The 20,894-nt window shown below is 62.7% G+C and carries 22 protein-coding genes; 11 read left to right on the top strand and 11 right to left on the bottom strand.

Features of this window, described 5'->3' with window-relative positions; genetic code table 11:
• Positions 1 to 10: 10 nt before the first annotated feature.
• Entirely contained in the window at positions 11 to 676 is a 666-nt protein-coding gene (gene ccmB, locus ACESNB_RS04550; protein WP_373004489.1) for a heme exporter protein CcmB, read from the bottom strand.
• Positions 673 to 1,239, bottom strand: coding sequence for a heme ABC exporter ATP-binding protein CcmA (ccmA, locus tag ACESNB_RS04555; protein ID WP_373004492.1), 567 nt, complete (start codon positions 1,237 to 1,239; stop codon positions 673 to 675). Before ccmA ends, ccmB begins: the two co-directional genes overlap by 4 nt.
• Before the next feature lie 121 nt (positions 1,240 to 1,360).
• Here ccmA and acnA point away from each other — a divergent pair, with 121 nt between their 5' ends.
• Positions 1,361 to 4,048, top strand: a complete 2,688-nt coding sequence (gene acnA, locus ACESNB_RS04560; protein WP_373004495.1) for an aconitate hydratase AcnA — start codon at positions 1,361 to 1,363, stop codon at positions 4,046 to 4,048.
• A gap of 123 nt (positions 4,049 to 4,171) precedes the next feature.
• Entirely contained in the window at positions 4,172 to 4,846 is a 675-nt protein-coding gene (locus ACESNB_RS04565; protein ID WP_373004498.1) for a DUF1223 domain-containing protein, read from the top strand.
• Positions 4,847 to 4,849: 3 nt separating this feature from the next.
• Here ACESNB_RS04565 and ACESNB_RS04570 read toward each other — a convergent pair whose 3' ends face one another.
• The 7 genes from ACESNB_RS04570 to purE form a co-directional block, all read right to left on the bottom strand.
• Positions 4,850 to 5,899, bottom strand: a complete 1,050-nt coding sequence (locus ACESNB_RS04570; protein ID WP_373004502.1) for a DUF4340 domain-containing protein — start codon at positions 5,897 to 5,899, stop codon at positions 4,850 to 4,852.
• Entirely contained in the window at positions 5,896 to 7,794 is a 1,899-nt protein-coding gene (locus tag ACESNB_RS04575; RefSeq protein WP_373004504.1) for a Gldg family protein, read from the bottom strand. The genes ACESNB_RS04570 and ACESNB_RS04575 overlap by 4 nt, the downstream gene beginning before the upstream one ends.
• 3 nt (positions 7,795 to 7,797) lie before the next feature.
• Entirely contained in the window at positions 7,798 to 8,556 is a 759-nt protein-coding gene (locus ACESNB_RS04580) for an ABC transporter permease subunit (RefSeq protein ID WP_373004507.1), read from the bottom strand.
• Positions 8,553 to 9,284: an ABC transporter ATP-binding protein gene (locus ACESNB_RS04585; protein WP_373004600.1), complete on the bottom strand. Its 732-nt coding sequence runs from the start codon at positions 9,282 to 9,284 to the stop codon at positions 8,553 to 8,555. The genes ACESNB_RS04580 and ACESNB_RS04585 overlap by 4 nt, the downstream gene beginning before the upstream one ends.
• Positions 9,285 to 9,376: 92 nt before the next feature.
• Positions 9,377 to 10,132, bottom strand: a complete 756-nt coding sequence (locus ACESNB_RS04590) for a creatininase family protein (RefSeq protein ID WP_373004509.1) — start codon at positions 10,130 to 10,132, stop codon at positions 9,377 to 9,379.
• A 4-nt stretch (positions 10,133 to 10,136) separates the two neighbouring features.
• The gene (locus ACESNB_RS04595; protein ID WP_373004512.1) at positions 10,137 to 11,216 is read right to left on the bottom strand and encodes a 5-(carboxyamino)imidazole ribonucleotide synthase; all 1,080 of its coding nucleotides are present in this window, start codon (positions 11,214 to 11,216) and stop codon (positions 10,137 to 10,139) included.
• Positions 11,213 to 11,701: a 5-(carboxyamino)imidazole ribonucleotide mutase gene (gene purE / locus ACESNB_RS04600; protein ID WP_373004515.1), complete on the bottom strand. Its 489-nt coding sequence runs from the start codon at positions 11,699 to 11,701 to the stop codon at positions 11,213 to 11,215. The genes ACESNB_RS04595 and purE overlap by 4 nt, the downstream gene beginning before the upstream one ends.
• A gap of 143 nt (positions 11,702 to 11,844) precedes the next feature.
• On the opposite strand from purE, the gene ACESNB_RS04605 reads away from it, so the two are divergent.
• From ACESNB_RS04605 to ACESNB_RS04620, 4 genes are all read left to right on the top strand, one after another.
• Entirely contained in the window at positions 11,845 to 12,531 is a 687-nt protein-coding gene (locus ACESNB_RS04605) for a diguanylate cyclase (protein ID WP_373004518.1), read from the top strand.
• A gap of 114 nt (positions 12,532 to 12,645) precedes the next feature.
• Positions 12,646 to 12,813, top strand: coding sequence for a DUF465 domain-containing protein (locus ACESNB_RS04610; protein WP_340692325.1), 168 nt, complete (start codon positions 12,646 to 12,648; stop codon positions 12,811 to 12,813).
• Positions 12,814 to 12,885: 72 nt separating this feature from the next.
• On the top strand, positions 12,886 to 13,212 hold the full coding sequence (locus ACESNB_RS04615; RefSeq protein ID WP_373004521.1) for a hypothetical protein: 327 nt from the start codon (positions 12,886 to 12,888) through the stop codon (positions 13,210 to 13,212).
• Between the two features lie 5 nt (positions 13,213 to 13,217).
• Entirely contained in the window at positions 13,218 to 13,976 is a 759-nt protein-coding gene (locus ACESNB_RS04620; RefSeq protein ID WP_373004524.1) for an SDR family NAD(P)-dependent oxidoreductase, read from the top strand.
• A gap of 6 nt (positions 13,977 to 13,982) precedes the next feature.
• Here ACESNB_RS04620 and ACESNB_RS04625 read toward each other — a convergent pair whose 3' ends face one another.
• Complete coding sequence (locus tag ACESNB_RS04625; protein WP_373004527.1) at positions 13,983 to 15,692, bottom strand: alkaline phosphatase; 1,710 nt, start codon at positions 15,690 to 15,692, stop codon at positions 13,983 to 13,985.
• Positions 15,693 to 15,781: 89 nt separating this feature from the next.
• On the opposite strand from ACESNB_RS04625, the gene ACESNB_RS04630 reads away from it, so the two are divergent.
• The gene (locus ACESNB_RS04630) at positions 15,782 to 16,807 is read left to right on the top strand and encodes an RluA family pseudouridine synthase (protein WP_373004530.1); all 1,026 of its coding nucleotides are present in this window, start codon (positions 15,782 to 15,784) and stop codon (positions 16,805 to 16,807) included.
• 1 nt (position 16,808) lies between these two features.
• Here the strand turns inward: ACESNB_RS04630 and ACESNB_RS04635 are convergent, their stop codons facing one another.
• Complete coding sequence (locus ACESNB_RS04635; protein WP_373004533.1) at positions 16,809 to 17,753, bottom strand: DUF3108 domain-containing protein; 945 nt, start codon at positions 17,751 to 17,753, stop codon at positions 16,809 to 16,811.
• Between the two features lie 198 nt (positions 17,754 to 17,951).
• Here ACESNB_RS04635 and rpmB point away from each other — a divergent pair, with 198 nt between their 5' ends.
• The 4 genes from rpmB (at position 17,952) to ACESNB_RS04655 (ending at position 20,823) form a co-directional block, all read left to right on the top strand.
• Entirely contained in the window at positions 17,952 to 18,248 is a 297-nt protein-coding gene (gene rpmB / locus ACESNB_RS04640) for a 50S ribosomal protein L28 (RefSeq protein ID WP_373004536.1), read from the top strand.
• A 162-nt stretch (positions 18,249 to 18,410) separates the two neighbouring features.
• Complete coding sequence (locus ACESNB_RS04645) at positions 18,411 to 18,884, top strand: hypothetical protein (RefSeq protein ID WP_373004539.1); 474 nt, start codon at positions 18,411 to 18,413, stop codon at positions 18,882 to 18,884.
• 3 nt (positions 18,885 to 18,887) lie between these two features.
• Positions 18,888 to 19,100: a helix-turn-helix transcriptional regulator gene (locus ACESNB_RS04650; RefSeq protein ID WP_373004542.1), complete on the top strand. Its 213-nt coding sequence runs from the start codon at positions 18,888 to 18,890 to the stop codon at positions 19,098 to 19,100.
• Between the two features lie 61 nt (positions 19,101 to 19,161).
• Entirely contained in the window at positions 19,162 to 20,823 is a 1,662-nt protein-coding gene (locus ACESNB_RS04655; protein ID WP_373004545.1) for an amidohydrolase, read from the top strand.
• Positions 20,824 to 20,894: the final 71 nt, after the last annotated feature.

The following is a 20,894-nucleotide window of genomic DNA, read 5'->3' on the forward strand; positions in this document are numbered from 1 at the left end:
TAGCCTTCCCTCAATCCGCCGCCAAGCGCAGCGCCGCAGCCATGGCGAACGGCGCCAGCGCTAGTGCAAACAGTGTTGATGCGAAGAGCAATAGCGGCGCGCTGTCGCCGCCCGCGGCACCGCTCATCGCCATCGACCCGAAAATCGCCGTCGGCACGTAAAGCGGCAGAGCGATCAGGGCGATAAGTAGCCCACCGCGCCGCACGGTTGCGGACAGGGCGGCGCCGACGCCGCCCCAGAAGAAGAAGGCGAGCCCGCCGAGCCCGTAGATCAGCGCGCCTGACAGCAGGTCGGCGCCAGCCTCGGCCTGGAACATCAGCGCCAGAACCGGGCTCATCAGCGCCAGCGGCAGCCCGGCCGTCAACCAATGCGCGAATGTCTTGGCCGCCGCGATGGCCGAAACCGGTGCGCCCGCCTGCAGCCACAGGTCCAGTGCGCCGTCCTCGACGTCGGCCTGAAAGATACGCTCAAGCGTCACAAGGCTGGATAGTGCAAGTGATACCCAGAGAATGCCGGGACCCACCGTGCGCAGCATGCCGGGTTCGGTTCCGATACCCAGAGGCACGAGAACGGCGGCTCCGGCAAAGAAGCCAAGCGGTAATAACGCCCCGGCTCCGCCCGCCCAGGCTTCGCTCAGGGCCTGCCGGAAGGCGGAGAGGATCGGGGCCGGGCTCACAGCACCAACTCCAGGCTCGCCGCGAAACCCGCGTCACCATGCACCGCTGCGACCACCGCGCCACCCTCTTGCCGATGCCCTGCCACCATCGCAAGGACCCGGTCGCGCCCCTCAGCGTCCAGCGCCGTGAACGGCTCGTCGAGCAGCCAGACCGGGCGTGTTTCCAGCATCAGCCGCGCCAGCGCCGTGCGCCGCCGCTGGCCTGCTGACAGGTAGCGCGCGGCGACGTCCGCAGGCCTCGAAAGTCCAAAATCATTGAGAATTGCGTCGATATCGGCGTCCGCACCCCAGGCCTTCGCCCAGAGGCTGAGATGCGCGCGGGGTGTTTCGTTTGGCTTCAGGCCATCGCGGTGACCCACCCAATGATGGGCACCATCATGGCCGACACTGCCGGCTTCCGGCCGCGTCAGCCCGGCCAGCACACGCAGCAAAGTGGTCTTGCCGGCCCCGTTAGAACCCCTCAGCACCACGGCCTCGCCCGGCGCCACTGCCAGTGACACCCCTTCAAACAGCACCCGCTCTCCGCGCAGGATGCCCAGTCCGGACGCTGTCAAAAGCTGCACATCATCTCCCGAATAGACCCTTTGCCCCAATTGCATCAGGCCCTTAGCACCTATATGACACAAGGTAACGCGCTGCACCGCTGCGGCACCACCTATCACTCCAAGACGCGAGGTCTCCCGCATGTCGTCTCTCGACAGCTTCAAATCCAAACGCACGCTTACCGCTGCTGGCAAGACGTACACTTATTATTCGCTCGCCGCAGCCTCTGAAAACGGACTTGGCGATGTGTCGCGCCTGCCAGCCTCGCTGAAAGTGCTGCTGGAGAACATGCTGCGCTTTGAAGATGGCAAGACGGTCACCAAAGCCGACATTCTCGCGTTCAGGGCCTGGCTCGACAACAAGGGTGCCACCAGCCACGAGATCGCCTACCGCCCGGCGCGCGTGCTGATGCAGGATTTCACCGGTGTTCCGGCCGTGGTTGACCTCGCTGCCATGCGCGACGCCGCAGCGAAGCTTGGCGCATCGCCGGAAGCGATCAACCCGCAGGTGCCCGTCGATCTCGTGATCGACCACTCGGTCATGGTCGACAGTTTCGCTGGCGCCGGCAGTTTCGAGAAGAATGTCGAGATGGAATACCAGCGCAACCAGGAACGCTATGAATTCCTGCGCTGGGGCTCGACCGCCTTCAAGAATTTCCGTGTCGTGCCTCCTGGCACCGGCATTTGCCACCAGGTGAACCTCGAATATCTCGGCCAGACCGTGTGGACGAAAGAGGAAGCTGGCGAAACTGTTGCCTATCCCGACACATGTGTCGGGACCGACAGCCACACGACCATGATTAATGCCCTCGCTGTGCTCGGTTGGGGCGTCGGCGGTATCGAAGCCGAGGCCGCGATGCTGGGCCAGCCGGTTTCAATGCTCATTCCTGAAGTCATCGGCTTCAAGCTGACCGGCAAGATGGCTGAAGGCGCCACCGCGACAGATCTCGTGCTGACGGTTGTCCAGATGCTGCGCAAAAAAGGCGTCGTCGGAAAATTCGTCGAATTCTTCGGCCCCGGCCTTGCCAACCTCACGCTCGAAGACGAGGCAACGATCTCGAACATGGCGCCGGAATATGGCGCGACGTGCGGCTTCTTTCCGGTTGATGACGATACGGTCAAATACCTCAAGAACACTGGCCGCGACGCCGACCGCGTGGCGCTGGTGGAAGCGTATGCCAAGGCCCAGGGCTACTGGCGCCCCGAACAGGCCGAGCCTGTCTTCACCGACACGCTCGAACTTGATCTCGGCGCGGTCGTGCCATCGATCTCCGGCCCGAAACGCCCGCAGGACCGTGTGCTACTGTCTGAAGGCGACACGGCGTTCGCGGATGCCATGACCAAGGAATTCGGCAAGCTGGCAGACGCGGCTGAGCCGATCGCCGTTGAAGGCGAAGACTATACGGTAACCCATGGCGATGTGTTCATTGCGGCCATCACGTCGTGCACCAACACATCGAATCCCAGTGTCATGGTGGCGGCTGGCCTGTTGGCCCGCAACGCGGCGGCGCTTGGACTGACAAGCAAGCCATGGGTCAAGACCTCACTTGCCCCCGGCAGTCAGGTCGTCACGGATTATCTCGACAAGGCTGGGCTGTCGGACGACCTCAATGCGCTCGGCTTCAATCTCGTGGGCTACGGCTGCACCACCTGTATCGGCAACTCGGGCCCGCTCGATGCGCCGCTCGCCAAGGCGATTGCCGATGGCGATCTCGTCTCCTGCTCGGTCCTGTCAGGCAACCGCAACTTTGAAGGACGGATCGGTCCCGACATCAAGGCGAACTATCTCGCCTCCCCGCCGCTGGTTGTCGCGTATGCAATTGCCGGGTCGCTGCGCATCAACCTGACAACGGACCCACTGGGTCAGGACAAGGATGGCAATGATGTTTATCTGAAGGATATCTGGCCGACATCGCATGAGATTGCTGAAGTGATGGCCGTCGCCGTGACGCCGGAAATGTTCGCTGCGCGCTATTCGGACGTCTTCAAGGGCGACGAGCATTGGCAGGGTATCGAAGTGTCTGGCGGGCAGACCTATAGCTGGCCCCCCGGATCAACCTATGTTCAGAATCCGCCCTATTTTGAGGGCATGGGGCTTGAGCCCGACGCACCGACCGATGTCGAGAATGCCCGTGTGCTGGCCCTGTTCGGCGATTCCATCACGACCGACCATATTTCTCCGGCCGGTTCGATCAAGGCTTCCAGCCCGGCTGGCGAATATCTTCAGGCCCACCAGGTCAGCGCCATGGACTTCAATTCTTACGGCTCGCGACGCGGCAACCACCAGGTCATGATGCGGGGCACATTCGCCAACATCCGTATCAAGAACCAGATGGTGCCGGGCGTCGAGGGCGGCGTAACCATCCACTATCCGGATGGCGAGCAGATGGCGATCTATGATGCCGCTATGCGCTATCAGAAGGAAAATGTGCCGCTGGTGATCTTCGCGGGCGACCTCTATGGCAATGGCTCGTCGCGCGACTGGGCCGCAAAGGGCACGATCCTGCTGGGTGTGCGGGCCGTGATCGCAGGCAGCTTCGAACGGATCCACCGCTCCAACCTGATTGGCATGGGTGTTCTGCCACTTGAGTTCGCAGAGGGTGAAAGCGCGGAAATCCTGGGTCTTACCGGCAAGGAACAGGTCTCGATCGAAGGCGTTGCCGACATCCAGCCCCGCCAGACCATGGACGTGAAAATCACGCGCGAAGACGGCACGACCTTCATTGCAAAAACGACTCTTCGTATCGATACGGAAAACGAGCTCGATTATTATCGCAATGGCGGCATTCTTCACTACGTGCTGCGCAATCTTGCCCGCGAAGCCCTGTAGGGAAAAACCGGCAGGACGCACGATTATCAAAGCCCTTCGCGTTTCGGCGCGGAGGGCTTTTTAGCAGTCCTCACACCCCTGTGATTGTCACGCGATTTCGCATGGGCCTATAACGCGACCGTAATGAAGCATGCGCGACTGCCTTTCCTGATACTTTTTGCTCTGGCTGCCTTCCCGGCTGCCGCGCAGAAGCCCGTGGCCGTCGATGCACCGTCGCCTGTTCTTGTCGAGCTCTTTGCCTCGCACAATTGCCGGGCCTGTCCGAAGGCGCATCGCACAATGACGGAAGTCGACGCGACGCGCGATGACGTGTTGATACTCACCTGGTCGGTCGATTACTGGGACTATCTCGGTGAAAAAGATCCGATGGCCATGGCCGAATCCAAGGATCGCCAGCGCGCTTATGTCGACAAGTTCCGGCTGCGCGGACCCTACACGCCGCAGACCGTGTATAACGGCCTTGAGCAATGTCCGGGCAGCAAGCCGGCACAGGTCGAGTCCGCGCTCAAGCGCGTCAGCGCTGCCGACCCTTCGCCGGCGCACCTCGCACGCAAGGGCAAGAAAATCGAACTGACGGGTTCTGTCACCGACCTCACTGATATTTTTGTGATTGAGTACCTCGACGGTGATGCAAACCCGACCAACATGGTCAATCCGGTCACGCATGTGACCTCGATCGGGCCATGGATCGGCGGACGTGTCGAGATCGATCCGTCTGTCTGCAAGACGACATGCGCGCTCGTTGTCCAGGAAGCGGGCTTCGGCCGCGTCCTCGCTGCGATGGATATCAGCCGCTAGGCCTCAGGGCTGGATCGGCGCGCCCGTCTCATCGGGTAGAGGCGGGCGCACAATCGATGCGATGGACGGCGTAAAGTCATTCCAGTCGAATTCGGTGACTTCGAACGCCCATCCGGCCGCCTTCTGGTTGATCGTGCTGCCACGCTGGGCACCTTCACCCGCTTCGATCGCCCGCAGTGTGACGAAATAGCCATCCGGTTCGCGATAGGCCCTCAGCTCCACTTCCAGCCCATCATGCGTTTCCGTGATGTGGCGCGCCGCCAGCCGCGTTGTCAGTTTGGCAGCGGGCTTTACCCCGATCAGCTGGAGTCGCGCGAGGGCAAGCGCGGGCGTCGAGGCGGCGATACGGCTGACGAGGCGATAGTCCTGATACGGCGGGGCCGGGCGAAAACTCCGTTCGCTACTGCCCACCGAGCGCTGAAGGTAGAGGCTGTTGCCGCTGGCGTCATGCAGGCGAACGGCCGACACGGCATCCTCGTGGATGTCGATGATGTCGAGATCAAGCCAGGCGTCGTGATTGTAGAGCGGCGGAAGGTCGCCATTGACGCGGAAAGCCTGCGCCTCACCGGGCAGGCGTGCATAGACGTTCGCGCCCTTGCGGCCCGTCAGCAGCGCGGCTGTGACGGTGCCCGCCTCGTTGACAATTTCAACCAGGGCACCTGTTCCGCCGTCGCGCGGGTCGCCGAGACCGATACGGTTCATCTTGCCGGGGTCGCGCGTGCGCCCCTCGCCCCAGGTCAGCGTCTCAAGCCCGCCGGCTAGATCGGCCAGCCTGTCGGCGCGAATGGGGTAGCCGTCAGTTCCGCCAAGTGTCCAGCCATCCGGGCCGTTGACCAAGCTGTAGGCTTCATCCGCCAGCGTGACCCGAATCTCGCTCGCTTCGGCGCGTATGGTTGAAAAATTCGGCAGGACCCGATCTCCCATCCGCTCGGAGCTCTGTGGGGAATCCTGCCCACCGAGGCTGACAAGGACAGCCAGAACGGTGAGCGCCCCCGCAACTGCGCCAAGCACTTGCAGGCGCCGGACGCGCCGTTGGGCTGGAACATCCGTCATGTGCCACGACCTTCCCGGAATGTCTGGCGGCGCCATACAAGCAAGCCGATTAGTCCTATCAGGAGGGGCCCGCCCCAGATGTTTATCAGTTTAAGCATGCCTTCCAGCCGGTCGATATCGCGCCGATAGTCCCGCTCGATGCTGCGAAGCCGCTCGCGCAGTTCGACGATGTCCGCGCGAAGCTTCGCAAGTTCCGCCCGCTCGTCTTGAGACAGGTCTGCTTCGAGGTCGCCTGAGAAAAAGCCGTCGGTTGCGCTTATGTCCTGCAATTCTTCCAGCCGGGACTGCGCCGTCGCGAGCCGGCTCTCGAGTTCGGCCTGTTGGCGGAAATATTTGGCCTCTGCGTTTTCGCGCATCCGGTCGATCCGCGTCATCGGCCTCAGGCTCGGTGCGCGCGACCTGAGGCGAGACAGTTCCCCGCCGCCCGACAGGGCATCGATCGCGTTCAGTACAAGCGCGCCATTGTCGGCTACGACCACGTCGCGGCCGGGAATGATGTAGAAATCGTCTGCCAGCACATCGACGTCTGCGATCAGCACGATCTCCGCATTTGTCTCGCTCCTGGAAATGTGCGGCAAGGCGTTCGCGGCCTCGGCGCGCGCCAGTTCGGCCAGTCCGGGATCGGCGGGTTCATCCAAAGTCGGGGCACCGGCAGGGAAGGCCGTCGTGAGTGATCCCGACAGGCGCGCGGCCAGGACGAGAGGTAGGGGCGACGTCTTGTAGGACTTCAATACGTCACCGGGCGTCATGTCCCGCACGGCTTCCCGGGCGTCGATATAAGACGGGCTTGGACCGGTTGAAATGAGCGGCGAGAAAACTTCGCCATCTGGCAGGATGCCCGCAAGTAATGCGCCGGGGGCACCGAAATTCACGTTCCGCGTCAGGTCCGCCGTCACCAGGTCGTTCGCGTTCATGTCTGCCGCATGCGCGCCGATGAACAGCGGGTGTGCGAGTTCCTCCATGCGGCCATTGCCGGTATCGACTGGCACAGGCAACGCATTCGCGGCGTCCGCCACAGCGTCCTCAGACAGGGTGACGCCCCATGCCTTGCCGAGCGCGCCAAGGTCAGACCGGGGATGATCACGGGACGCGCCGAGCATGCCGCCTCCCATGGCGGTTTTCGCCGCCGGGTCGACCATGATGACGGCGCGGCCATGGCGCAGGATGTACTGGTCGATCAGCCATTCCTGCCGCGCTGACAGTTCCGGCGGGTGAGCGACGAATAGCACATCCAGGTCTTCCGGCAGCGACTGGAACTCGTCAGATATGCGAACAACGTCGAACGATTTGGTGATATCGGCCAGCAGCGTGTAGCCGCCTTCACCGCCCGGCGCGGTCATGCCCGGCAGGGAAGACAATATCCCGACGCGTGGCGGATCCGGGTCATCTAGGCGCGCCACCATCCGGGTCAGGTCGTATTCCAGCGTGACCTCCCGCTCTGGTGCTAGGAAGGGGATGACCCGCTGGTCATCGACCGCATTACGTCCGATAATCCCGAAATAGAGAGGGTCGGTGCCGTTCGTGCCGACCGCCGTGATGCCCGCTGCCAGGGCCTCGTCTTCGGCCTCCGAGAAGGGCGACGGGTCGATCTCGTGAACGATGACCTGTCCGCCAGACTGGCTGCGATACGATTCGAGCAATTCACGCACGCGCGCCGCGTATGCCCGCACCGCCGGATACTCCTGGCCGACACCGCGGGTGTAGACAAACGTGACCTCAACGGGCTCGGCCACGCTTGCCAGCGTGTCCTTCGTGCCTTTGGACAGCGTGTAGAGATTGTTCTCGGTGAAATCGACACGCGCGCCTGACAGGACGTGCTGGATGACGAGGTTTCCCGACACGAAGATAGTGGCAGCCAGCGCCGTTGCGGCGGGAAGGAAATGTTTCGCCTTCATTGTCTATCCAAGCCTCTGTCGCGCGGCCCAGAGCCCGTTCAGCACCGTCCAGAAGGCCGTGAAGCCAAGGAAGAACACCACGGCGCGCAATTCGAGCACGCCGCGCTGGGCCCCCTCGAACTGGGTCAGGAAGGAAAAGGACGCAACGAGTTCCGCCGTGCTCGTACCAAACACTGACTGCACGCCGGAGAGGACAAGCGGCCAGCCGGCCGCCGTGAAAACAAAGGCGATAACAACGCTGATGACAAAGGCCGTCACCTGGCTGCCGGTCAGCGCGGAAACCGCAGCGCCGATAGAAAGATACGCACCTGCCATCAGGAAGCTGACCATATAGGTCAGTGCAATGGCCGCATTGTCGGGACTGCCGAGCACGTTGACCGTCACCCACATTGGCGCCGTCAGGGCGAGACCGACGCCGGCGACCGTCCACGCAGCAAACAGTTTGCTGAGCACGAGCCCCGGCATGCCGAGTGGCAGCGACAGGAGCAGTTCGTCCGTTCCGGCGGTGCGCTCGTCCGCCCAGAGGCGCATGGCCAGCGCGGGCAGGAAAATCATGTACAGCCAGGGATGCCAGACGAAGAAGGGGGCAAGGTCGGCTGACCCCGTGTCGAAAAAGCGCGACGCCTCCCAGGTAAACAGGCCAAGCGCCAGGAGGAACACGGCCAGGAACACATAGGCCATCGGCGTGGCGAAATAGGCGCCCAGTTCGCGCCGATAGGTTGCGGTGAAGCCGCCGAACTGCTCCTTCAGCCAGACCATCATGCCGTTTCAGCCTCGGCCTGATCTGTCAGTCGCATGAAGGCGCCTTCCAGCGTGCCATCCTCGGATCGCTTGACGAGGGCGCCCGGTGTGTCGTCAGCCACGACAATGCCCCGGTCGATGACGATGGCACGTGTGCACATGGCCGGCACTTCCGTCAGCGTATGGGTCGAGATCAGGATCGCCTTGTTCGGTGCCATGCGCGCGATCAGCGCCCGTACCGCGCGTTTCTGGTTCGGGTCGAGGCCGTCAGTCGGCTCGTCGAGCAGCAGGACGGGCGGGTCATGCAGGATGGCGCCTGCCAGGCCCACGCGGCGCCGATAGCCTTTCGACAGGGAGCCGATGCGCTGGTCGCAGACGGTCGAAATGCGGGCATCGGCTATCGCCCGCTCGACTCCGTCCTTGCGCGCGGCGCCCTTCATGCCCCGCGCCGAGGCCATGAAGACAAGGAATTCCGGCGGCGTCATGTCTTCGTAAAGCGGCGCGCCTTCCGGCAGGTAGCCGAGCGCGCGCTGGGCCTCGCGTCGGTCTGTCAGGATGGATTTTCCGTCGATCAGGGCGTCGCCGCCATCCGGTTCCAGCACACCGGCGATCATGCGCATCGTGGTCGACTTGCCGGCGCCGTTCGGTCCGAGAAATCCGAGCACGGTTCCCTTCTCTAGGCGGAAGGAAACGCCGCGCACCGCGTGCTTTGCGCCAAATGATTTTTCCAGCCTCTGAATGTCGAGCATGTATGCGGTTCGCACGCCTTTCTGGAATCCCCTTCTGATACCGTCCTTTTGACCCTCTGGCCAGCGTCTGAACTGAGGTCGCGCGTTACAGCTTATTCAGAAAACCGCATCACGTCGTCGATCATGGCCCGGGCTGCTGCCTCGACAATCTTCTCGCCATCGGCTGCGTTCGACTGGGTCGGATCAGAGCCGATCCGGCCATCGGGGAAGTCGCGCCGATACTGCACGGCGTCGCCAATCTTGCCGTTTGGCGCGATTTTCGGGCTCATCTCGACCTCTCGTCGTGCACGCTCCGGATAGGCGTAATAGGTCACCGACACTTCCGATGCTGTTGCGTGGCTGCCATGGCCGACCGGATAGAGCTTGTTGCACAGGCCCATCACGTCCCGGAAGTCCCACCAGTCGCGCCGCTTAAGGCTGAGGCCGGGCCGGTTGTCTTCGCCGCGTGGATCGAAGCTTCGCCGCGCATGAATCTCGCTGAAGGCCGCCTCAATGGTCGAAATGTTCCCGCCATGGCCATTGTACCAGTAGATCCGCTCGAACCCGTGCCGCATCAGGCTTTCGGTCCAGTCCGCCATGGCGGCAATCATGGTCGATGGCCGCAGCGTGATCGTGCCGGGAAAGCCGAGATGGTGCTGCGCGCAACCGACATTGAAGGTCGGCCCGACCAGCATGTCATCCGGCGCAAGGCTCTCGGCGTGGCGCGCGATGATTTCCGGGCACAGCGCGTCCGTCCCGATGAAGCCGTTCGGCCCGTGCTGTTCCATCGAACCGATCGGAATGACAATCGTGCGCGATTCTGTGAGCCATTGCTCGATGTCCTGCCAGGTCGATACGGGAAGCAGCATGGATTCAGTCCTTTCGGGGGCCGCCGCGGCGGGTGATGTGGCCCATCTTGCGGCCGGCACGCGCCTCGCGCTTGCCATAGAGAGTCAGCGTTTCGTTCGCGGCGAGGCTTGACGGGTCGATAAGACCCGCCTTGCCGATCAAGTTTATCATCTCCGCATCGAAAAGCCGATGCGTGTCGCCCAGCTTCCACCCGGCGATCGCCCTGATATGCTGCTCGAACTGGCCAGTCTGACAGGCTTCCGGCGTCCAGTGCCCGGAATTGTGGACCCGCGGGGCAAATTCATTGGCGATCAGGCGACCATCCGCCATGACAAAGAATTCAAGCGTCAGCACGCCGACATGGCCCAGCGCATCGACCAGCATCACGGCCTGCCTGCGCGCTTCGGACTCAACCGTCTGATCAAGGCCAGACGGCACAGTCGAGCGCGCCAATATGCCATCTTCGTGGACATTTCTTGGCGGTGCCCAACTCGCCGTCTCGCCCGTGCTGGACCGGGCAACGACGACCGAAATTTCGCACTGAAATGCGATTGCGGCTTCCAGCACGCAGGGTGCCCGCCCGACGGTTTCCCACCCCACGGTAATGTCGGCCTCGTTCTTCAGCCAGGCCTGCCCTTTGCCGTCATAGCCGTCACGCCGGGTCTTGAGCACGCCTTTGCCGCCGAGCGCGCCGAGTGCGGGCGCAATATCGGCTTCGGCATCGATGATACGAAAGTCTGCCGTGGCGATGCCGATGCTTTGCAAGAAGGCTTTCTCGTCGGCCCGGTCCTGAGACAGGGCCAGCGATTTCGCGCCCGGGTGAAGGGGCGTGCCGGTGGCGACAATCGCCTCGACCGCGCCGACCGGGATGTTTTCGAATTCCAGCGTGACGACATCGCAGGCCCGGGCAAAGCCGGTCAGTGCTTCGCTGACGCTATAGTCGGCCTGCCAATGCTTCATGGCGACACGCGCAGCAGGCGCGTCCGATTCCGGGCAGAAGACATGCACGTCAAAGCCGAGCTGGCTGGCCGCATTGGCCAGCATCCGGCCCAATTGTCCGCCGCCAAGGATTCCGATGACCGCGCCAGGAGGCAAGGCTGTCATCCCTCGGGTGCCTGGGCCACGGCGTCCGTTTGGGCCGCGCGATAGGCATCGAGTTTCGCCGCCACATGCTTGTCCTCAAGCGCGATGATCGCGGCGGCCAGGAGACCCGCATTCGCGGCACCGGCCTCACCGATGGCCAGCGTGCCGACTGGAATGCCGCGCGGCATTTGCACGATCGAAAGCAGGCTATCGAGGCCCGACAGGGTTTTCGACTGGACCGGCACGCCCAGCACCGGCAGCGGCGTCATGGCGGCTGTCATGCCCGGCAGGTGAGCGGCGCCGCCCGCCCCGGCAATGATCACTTTCAGGCCCCTGCCCTTGGCCGACCTGGCATACTCGGTCAGCCGGTCGGGCGTGCGATGCGCCGAGACGATCCGCGCCTCATGCGCGATGCCCATCTCGTCGAGGATCGAGACGGCGTGGTGCATCACCGGCCAGTCGGACTGGCTGCCCATAATGATGCCGACTTTGGGAGATGTGGTCATGGCTTTCGGGATCCTCGCCGCCTGAAAGCGCGCACCATAGGAAAGCCGCGCCTGCGGTCAACTGGCGCTTGATCGGGTCCGGCATATGCAATTCATGACCTTGCCGTCTCCCCTTGCGGTCAATTCGGGTATAACCTGTCTCAATGACGGAAGAATTCCATCAGGTATCGCAGGATCAGCGCCGCGCTCTGCTCGACATTCTCGGTGTCGATCTTGACGCGCTAGGCTTGCGTGAGCGGGCTGCGTTGGAGGCCTTGAGCGAGGAAGTGATCGCGCTGCGCAACGAGGCGGCCCGTTTGCGCATCGAACTTTCCGACGCCGAGCTGCTTGCCGACAATGATGCCTTGTGCCCAATTTTCAACCGCCGGGCGTTTGAGCGCGAAGTCCGGCGCGAGATTGCGCTCGCCGACCGGTTCCGCACGCCCCTGTCCTTGATTTTCATCGACCTCGACCATTTCAAGAAGGTCAACGACGCGTTCGGCCACGCCGCCGGAGACGACGTCCTGATGCGCGTTTCAGACATCCTGCTGCAGAATACACGGGAAACCGACATTGTCGGCCGGCTCGGAGGTGACGAATTCGGCGTCGTGCTTGCCCAGGCCAGTCATGCCGACACAATCGCCAAGGCGGCGCAGCTTACGACGCTGATCGACCAGCTCGTCGTCTGCAATGGTGACGCAGAACACGTTGCGCCGGTTCATATCGGCGCGTCCTGCGGGATCGCGAAATGGCAGGAAGGACAGGGGGCTGACACCTTGATCGCTCTGGGCGATCAGGACATGTTTGCCCAAAAAGCACGCAGGAAATGTGCGCGCCCGCTGCACGTCTGACGCATTCTCATTAAACTCGCGAAATCCTTCGGTCGTGCCCTTAACGTCGGCCCGCTTCTATGATTTAGTGTTGCATCAAGGACACAAATTCTTAACCGCAAAAGGAGACTGCCCATGTCGCTCAACGGTCGGATCAGTGAGCTTTCGAACAAGCACCGCCAGCTGGACCAGAAAATCTCCGAGACACAGAAGCACCCCTCGGTAGATCCGCTTGAGTTAAAGGATTTGAAGCGACAGAAACTGAAGCTTAAAGAACAGCTGCGATGGTTGGAGGCCAGCTAGCGCGGCACAGGCGGAACAAGTCCTCCGTCGGCGTGCCGGGCACTGGTGCAGGCAACGGGCGGAGGACGACCCATGAGAGACATATTTGACCAGGATCGACCGATGACACTTGGCGCGGTCAAGATGGCGACCTCCATGCTCGGGCTTGCCCTGTTGGCCGCTGGACTTCTCGTCCTTCTCAATGCGTCCATTTCCCTGTTTCAGGGCCACCTTTTCGTGGCACTGACGAAGCTGGTTGTCGGCTTTGTCGCTGTAGTCTTCCTCTTCGTGACGGTACGGCTGCTTGGCGAAATCCTCGCCGCGCTGCACCGCCTGAATGACCGGCTTGCCATTCTCGGCGATGACATTCGCAACCCTCGCCGCGTGACGACCGCGCCCGCCGATCCGTCCGGAGACTAGGCAAAATGGGTGTACCCGTCACAGCCATACTCGGCCTCGGCCGGGAAGTCGGCGATGCCATCGCGCGCCGTTTCAGCGAAACCGGCCACCGCGTCTTGGCGGCCGACCCGAGCGCCGAACGTCTCGCGACCGCGCGCAATGCCGTGCCCGACGACGTGATCTTTCATCATGGCGAGCTTTTTACCCGCCTCGGGCTGCGCAATGCCTTCACAGCCGCCATCGAAGGCTTCGGCCGCATCGACAATGCCGTGATCATTCCCGAGCTTGAAGCGCCGGATACATTGCTCGATTTTTCCACGGAGAAGTTCGACAAGGCGATCGCCAAGTCGATCCGGGGAACGGCCCTCGCCCTTCAGGTGTTCGCCGAGCGCATCGCCGAACAGGAAGACCTTCCCACCGTTGGCGTCGAACGCCTGCGCCAGAAGGGCACGATTACGTTCGTGCTCTCTTATTCGGCGATTGCGTCAATGCCGGGCCAGTTCACCGAGACGATCTCGCAGGGCGGCGTTCTGGGCGTCATGCGCGCCGGGGCCGTGGAACTGGCCGATCTCTCGATCCGGGTGAACGCGATTGTCGCCGTGCGGCCCAGCGAGGAACGCATCCAGAGCTGGACGATGCGCCGCACGCCGCTCGGCCGGACGGCTCTGGCCGACGAAATTGCAGACGCCTGCCGGTTTATGGCATCCCCGGAAGCCGCGTTCATCACAGGCGAGGCGCTGCGGCTTGATGGGGGCCGCAGGTGCCTCGCAGGCCTGCTGGACTAAACGATCTCAGGCCTTGCTGAGCGCTGACATGCCATTGTCTTCCGCCACGGCCGCATAGGTGGCCACGCGCTCTGCCGCGTAATCTGGCTCAAGCACGGTCGAGACTTTGACGAATTCGCCGCTGACCCGTTCCGGCGTCAGCGTGACGACCGTATAGCCATGGCCGAACGGATCATGCCATTCGACTTCCGTATTGGCGTCTGCGAACTGCTTCCCAAGATCCGGCACGTTGGGGAGATAGCTGCCTGTTCCCGGTGACGTGATCGAGGTGCAACCGAACTCCACGCCGACCCGGGCGCCCTCAGAATCATAGAGCGTATTGGCCCATGCCGTGTGGGTGTCGCCAGCCAGGGTAACGAGACGCCCGCCTGCCGCCTGAACGCTGTCATACAGCCGTTCGCGGGCGGCGGGGTACCCATCCCAGGCATCGAGATTCATCGGCAGGCCAAGCGCCGAGAAACCGATCATGGATCGCACGAACGGATGGTCGAGATCGGAGATCTGTTCAGGCGTCAGCGTCTCCTGAAGTTTTGGCATCGCGACCCGCGCCATCACCACCTGGTTGGCCAGAACCTGCCAGGTCTTCCCGGCCTGAACCGATTTGATCATGGTTTCGCCAAGCCAGGCTTCCTGCGCAGCCCCCATCATCGTGCGGGCCGGATCATTCATGACGGCCATGTGTGCCATGGCCTGCGTGGCAACTTCGTCGGGGTCGGTGGTGCCGCTGATCACATCGGACCATCCGATGCTGGGCGAGCGGCCCGTCAGGCGCGTTTCGGCCGCGTAGATCGTGGCCACGTTGCCGAAACTGAAGCTGCGCCAGACGGCTGACGTGATATCTCCGGACTCCGGCTCGCGCATCGGCATCCATTCGAAATAGGCCTGCAATGCAGCCTGCTTGCGGTCCGACCAGTCGCCTTCGCCCTGTTCCCGATTGTGGTTTTCAGCACCGGTCCGGTAGCTGTCATTCGCGCTCTCATGATCGTCCCATGTGCAAATCCAGGGCGCAGCGGCATGCGCCGCTTGGAGATCGGGGTCCGATTTGTATTGTGCGTGGCGCATCCTGTAATCACCGAGGGTCACAATCTCGGTGATCGGATCATGAAGCCGGCCAAGGGCTTGCGCGGTTTCAGCGCCATAGCCGTCAATGCCGTATTCATAGAGGTAGTCGCCAAGGAACACGATCGCGTCGAGGTCCGGCTCGGCGGCCAACGCCTTGTAGGCGTTGAACTGGCCGAACTGCCAGTTGGCGCAGGAAGCGACGCCCAGTTTCACCGGCGCATTGCCCGAGGCGGCGGTCGTGCGTGTGCGACCGACCGGCGAGGCCACTTCGCCCGCGCTGGTCAGGGCCGTGAAGCGATATAGATAGGCGGTCGCCGGGCTGAGGCCTTTCACGTCGACCTTGACGCAATAATCGTGCGAGGCGTCTGCGGTCACCAGTCCCGAGAGCAGCGGTGTTGCGCCATCGCTCTCGCCATACACGTCATAGCGGACGGGGATCGGGCCTGTGCCGGTCGTCAGCGTCACACGTGTCCAGAGGATCACTTTTGTCGGCAGCGGGTCACCCGAGGCGACACCGTGGCCGAATTCGACCGCGCCATCATAAGCGGGTGCGGCCGGGGCCAGTGTCTTGGTGGCTGGCGCCGCACACGCCGCAAGGCTAAGGGCTCCGGTGGCGGCGGCGCCAAGCAGGCCGCGTCTGGTAACTGCGCTCATGATATCCTCCGTGGTTTCGCGCCGCTTATATGTCGCGACTACGACAACACCATGACGCGGAGACCAGTTCACGTCTATAAGGCCGGATAATGGAAAAGATCACACTCACTGCCCGCCCTGCAGACGCAGGCCTTCGCCTCGACAGCTTTCTCGCTGACCAGGCGGGTACCCTGTCGCGCTCCCGTGCCAAGGCGCTCATCAAGGAAGGCGCCGTGACGATCGACGGTGCAGCAACCGATGATCCTCGCAAGGCGGTCGTCGTCGGCAGCGTCTATGTATTGGCCCTGCCCGATCCCGTGGCAGCGGTGCCGCAACCGGAAGACATTCCGCTCGATATCCTTTTCGAGGACGAACACCTGATCATCATCAACAAGCCGTCCGGCATGGCCGCGCACCCGGCGCCCGGCAGCTGGGACGGTACGCTGGTCAACGCCTTGCTGCACCATTGCGAAGGGCAACTGCCCGGCATTGGCGGCGTTGAGCGGCCCGGCATTGTCCACCGGCTCGACAAGCTGACGACCGGCGTCATGGTCGCCGCCAAGACCGAGGCCGCCCATGTCGGCCTTTCCAATCTGTTTGCTGAACACGATATCGAGCGCGCCTATCTCGCCCTGACACGCGGCGCGCCCCGCCCCCTCGCCGGCACGATTGACGAACAGATTGCGCGCTCATCCGGCGACCGCAAGAAAATGGCCGTGGTCCGCAATCCGGACGGCACGCACGGACGGCAGGCGATCACCCATTACAAGGCGCTCGAAACCTTTGGCCTGCGCGACAAGGGCACCGGCCTGCCCGCCGCCGCCCTCATCAAGTGCACGCTGGAAACCGGCCGCACGCACCAGATCCGCGTCCATATGAGCCATGTCGGCGCCAGCCTGATCGGCGATCCGGTCTATGGCCGGTCAAAAGGGATCACGGCCTGGGGGTCGGGCAAGAAGTTTGACGCCGCGAAAGCAGCGGCCCGCGCGTTCGAACGCCAGGCGCTGCATGCTGCGGTGCTGGGGTTCGTCCATCCGGTCACCGGCGAGACGCTCCATTTCGAAGCCCCGATGCCGGATGACATGGCCGGGCTGCTGGCGGCCTTGCGCCTGTTGCCTCAGGACGATCGCGGCTAGGTCAGCCGCCGCCTGGCGTCGCCGCCGCTTCTTCCATCACGATGGGTTCAAACCGCAGCTTGCTTGCCTGCAGCGTGATCTTGCCGATCTTGTCAGTGTCGGCCTGGATTTTCACCGGCACCGTCACGCCGTTCTCGAGCGGGGCCAGCCACATGCGCAGCGGCCCGTCGATGCCTGACAGATTGTCCTTGTTGGACTCGCCCTTCTTGTAGCCGGCCACTTTTTCCATCGTGACATGGCATTCAATGGCGTCGCCCGACCAGGCGTCGGTCTTCACGTGTTTCTTGCCGGCATTCTTGAGGTGCAGGTAGGTCAGCTGGCGTCCGTCAAAGATGCGGATCGGCCCGCCGCACGGGTCGGCGCCCGGCGCCCGCGGCTCCAGGGCAAACGTGATCAGTGCCGTGATCGGGTCATTCGTGTTCAATACCTGCTGCGTCGTTGCAGCCGGATCGCCGAGGTTCCCGAATTGCGGCAAGGCTTTCATCTTGAAACTGTCCGGCCCGATCGTGAGGTTCACCTTGCGGTTTTTCTTCCCGTCGCGGTTTTGCGAGACATAGGAATAGGTCTTCAGCGCGTCGCCGCGTGTATAGCCCGACGCCTGCAGCACCATGTCATAATTCACGAACCAGTCGGCGATGCCGGTCACCTTGACCCGTGAATTGATCAGGTAATTGTCCGGCTGCATCGCGACATCGAAGCTCGCCCGGCCGGTGGCAGGAATGAACAGGACATAGGCTTTCGCTTCCAGTTCATAGATCATGCGTGTCGGCGTGCCGGCCTTCACATTCGCCAGCAGCGCAGGCGTGGCTGTGCTGTTACGGCTCGCCGTGTCAGCAACGGCGAGGCCCGCCACAGCGAGGCCAAGTCCGGAAGCAAGCAGTATAGCGCGTTTCATCAGGTAAAATCCTTCGGAACTGGTTCCCATCACCCCTTTATAACGGGGCATCGCCAACGGCGCCTGAACAAGATTGCCCCTATAATGCCCCAATCAACCAGGTGGTTGCAGTCAATAATCACGACAGGGAATGACACGGGGCTGTAAAACTGTACGCCAGCCTGTCGCTTCGGAGTTGACAGGATAGCCTCCTGCCTTGTAACGACGCGCCTTCGAGATAACCCTGAACATGCAATCGGAGCGAGGCCCATGTCCCGCGAATGTGAACTTACCGGCACCAAGCCGATCGTTGGCCACCTGGTCAGCCACTCCCAGCACAAGACCAAGCGCCGGTTCCTGCCGAACTTGATCGACGTGACGCTTCATTCCGAAGCCCTTGAGCAGAAATTCAAGATGCGCATCGCGGCCAAAGCCCTGCGCACCGTGGACAAGCTCGGCGGCCTCGACGGCTTCCTGGCCAAGGCCAAGGACGACAAGCTTTCGTCCAAGGCGCTGAAGATCAAGCGCAGCATCGCCAAGAAAGCGGTCGCCGCTGTCGAAGCCTGATCGCCTCCGGGCATCGGCAAACGTAAAAACGCGCCCCCTCGGGGGGCGCGTTTTTGTTTGCGCGCAATTTTTCTGGTCAGATAAAACAGTCAAACATATTTGACACGTCCTTACCCCTCCCCTATGTAAAACATATCTTACATAACTGGGAAAGAAAAGAACATGTCCCGTTCAGAAATTCGCGCCTTCGGATCGCTCATCATTGCCGGCATCGTCGTCTGGTTCATCCAGATGCGGTTCCTTGACGGCTGGCAGGTCGTGGACGTGCCGGCCAGTCATATGCTCAGCACTTATGTCATCGCCACAATCGGCATGATTGTCGGCGAGATCGTCGTGACGGCCGGTTCCACCATCGGCGAGACCATGCTGAACGGCGCGGCTGCGGCCAGCGCCAGCGTTGAGGACGAGCGAGACCAGATGATTGCGCGCCGCGCCGAGCTCATCTCGCACTGGTTCCTCATCGCAGTTGTCAATGTGCTGGTCCTCCAACTCATCCTGCAGGAAGCCTATCCGAGTCCGCTCTTCACGCCGCTGGCCATCGTATCGACCAGCGGGCTGATCTTCAGCCTTCTGGCGCTTCTGTTTGCCGCGCACATCGTGAAGATGATCGCCACGCTCGTGCTCTACAGGCTCTAGGTTATGGCCAAGGGAAAGGTTCGCAATCGCATCAGGCAACTGCGCACGGGCGAAGGCGGCCTGACGCAATCACAGCTCGCTGAAATGGTCGGCGCCACGCGCCAGACCATCATCGCCATCGAGCAGGAAAAGTACGCGCCGTCGCTCGAGCTGGCCTTCCGTATTGCGCGCGCATTCGGCGTACCGTTCGAGGACGTCTACTCCTTCGAACCTTGACACCATGGCAACGGAGCTTTCAGGTCGGGGCATCCCACGCCCTGACCGTAAGGCCGCCCCCATGCGCAACCCCTGCCTCGCCCTTGCCACCCTCCTGCTGGCCGCCTGCGGCGCCCCTGCCGCCCCCGCGCCGGAGGCTGTCACCGCCCCAGCGATCACCGTCATCACCGGCGGCACGATCTATACCGGAAATCCGGACCAGCCGACGGTCGAGGCCGTTATCGTCGGTCCGGACGGGCGCATCCAGGCCACGGTCCCACCCACGTCGGCTGACTGGAGCGAGGATGAGGTCAACCTGATCGATCTCAAGGGCGCGGTCATGTTCCCCGGCTTTACCGATTCCCATGTCCACTTGCTTGGCGTCGGCCAGCGCGAATTGACGCTCAATCTCGAAGGCACGGCATCTGTTGCCGAACTGGTCACGCGACTTGAAACAGAGCTGCAGGACAAGGCGCCGGGCTCTGTCGTCTTTGGACGTGGCTGGATCGAAACCGGCTGGCCCGAGGGCCGCATGCCCACGGCTGCAGACCTCGATGCCGTCAGCCTCGACCACAAGATCATCCTCGTGCGCTCGGATGGCCACGCCATGGTGGTCAATTCCGCCACTTTGGCCGCTGCGGGGATTACGAAGGATACGCCCGATCCCGACGGCGGGCGCATTGAGCGCAATGCCGATGGCGCGGCGAACGGCCTGCTTATCGACAATGCGATGGACCTCGTCGCCCCGCTGGTCACGGTGCCCGACGCCGAAGGGCTCAAGATCGCGCTTGAGACCGGCGCGAAACTCTACGCTTCGCGCGGCTGGACGGGCGGGCACAATATGAGCGTTGCGCCTGAGGAAATTCCCCTCATGGCAGAGCTCGACGCGCTGGGCCGCCTGCCGATCCGGCTCTACAATGCGCTCGGCGAAGACGGCTTCGACATCGCCGCAGGTCGCGAAATGGAAACCGACACGATCACCAATCGCACCGTGAAAATCTACATGGACGGCGCTCTTGGCAGCCGGGGCGCCCTGCTGATCGAACCCTATAGCGACCGCCTGGACACGTCAGGCCTTGCCATGATGAGCCAGGAAGACCTGGCGGCGGTCATGGCCCGGGCCGATGCAGGAGGTGTCCAGCTTGCCATCCATGCGATCGGAGACCTCGCCAATCGCCGCATACTCGAGGCCGTCGAGGCCGGCGGTTATGACGCCGCGCATCGCTGGCGCATCGAACATGCCCAGATTTTTGCGCCCGAAGACATTATCCGCGTCGGTGCCGACGGCCTCATAGCTTCGATGCAGCCTTCGCACGCGATTGGTGACCTTTTCTTCGCACCGGCCCGCCTCGGCATGGACCGTCTCGCCGGTGCCTATGCATGGCGCAGCCTGATCGACAGCGGTGCCGTCGTCGTGGGCGGCTCGGATGCGCCGGTCGAAGTCGGCTCGCCTCTGATCGAGTTCTACGCGGCTGTTTCCCGCAAGAGTCTCAAAGGCGAATCCGGCCCGGGCTGGCACCCTGAACAGGCCCTGACCCGTGAAGAGGCGCTCGCCCTCTTCACCTCCGCTGCGGCCTATGCCGCCTTCGAGGAAGACGACCTCGGCACCATCGAACCGGGGAAACTCGCCGATTTCACCGTCTTTGATCGCGACCTGTTGACGGTGCCCGAAGCCGAAATCCTCGAAGCCAAACCTGTCATGACGATGATCGGCGGCGAAATTGTCTGGCCCCGGGCCGACTGACGCCCCTGTTGTCCGGCCTCAGTTTTACCCTACGTCGCACTAGGCGTTAGCGCTTCGCGTGCTAGAACCTA

It is taken from the genome of Hyphomonas sp., assembly GCF_041689225.1.
In the GTDB taxonomy this organism is placed as follows: Bacteria; Pseudomonadota; Alphaproteobacteria; order Caulobacterales; family Hyphomonadaceae; genus Hyphomonas.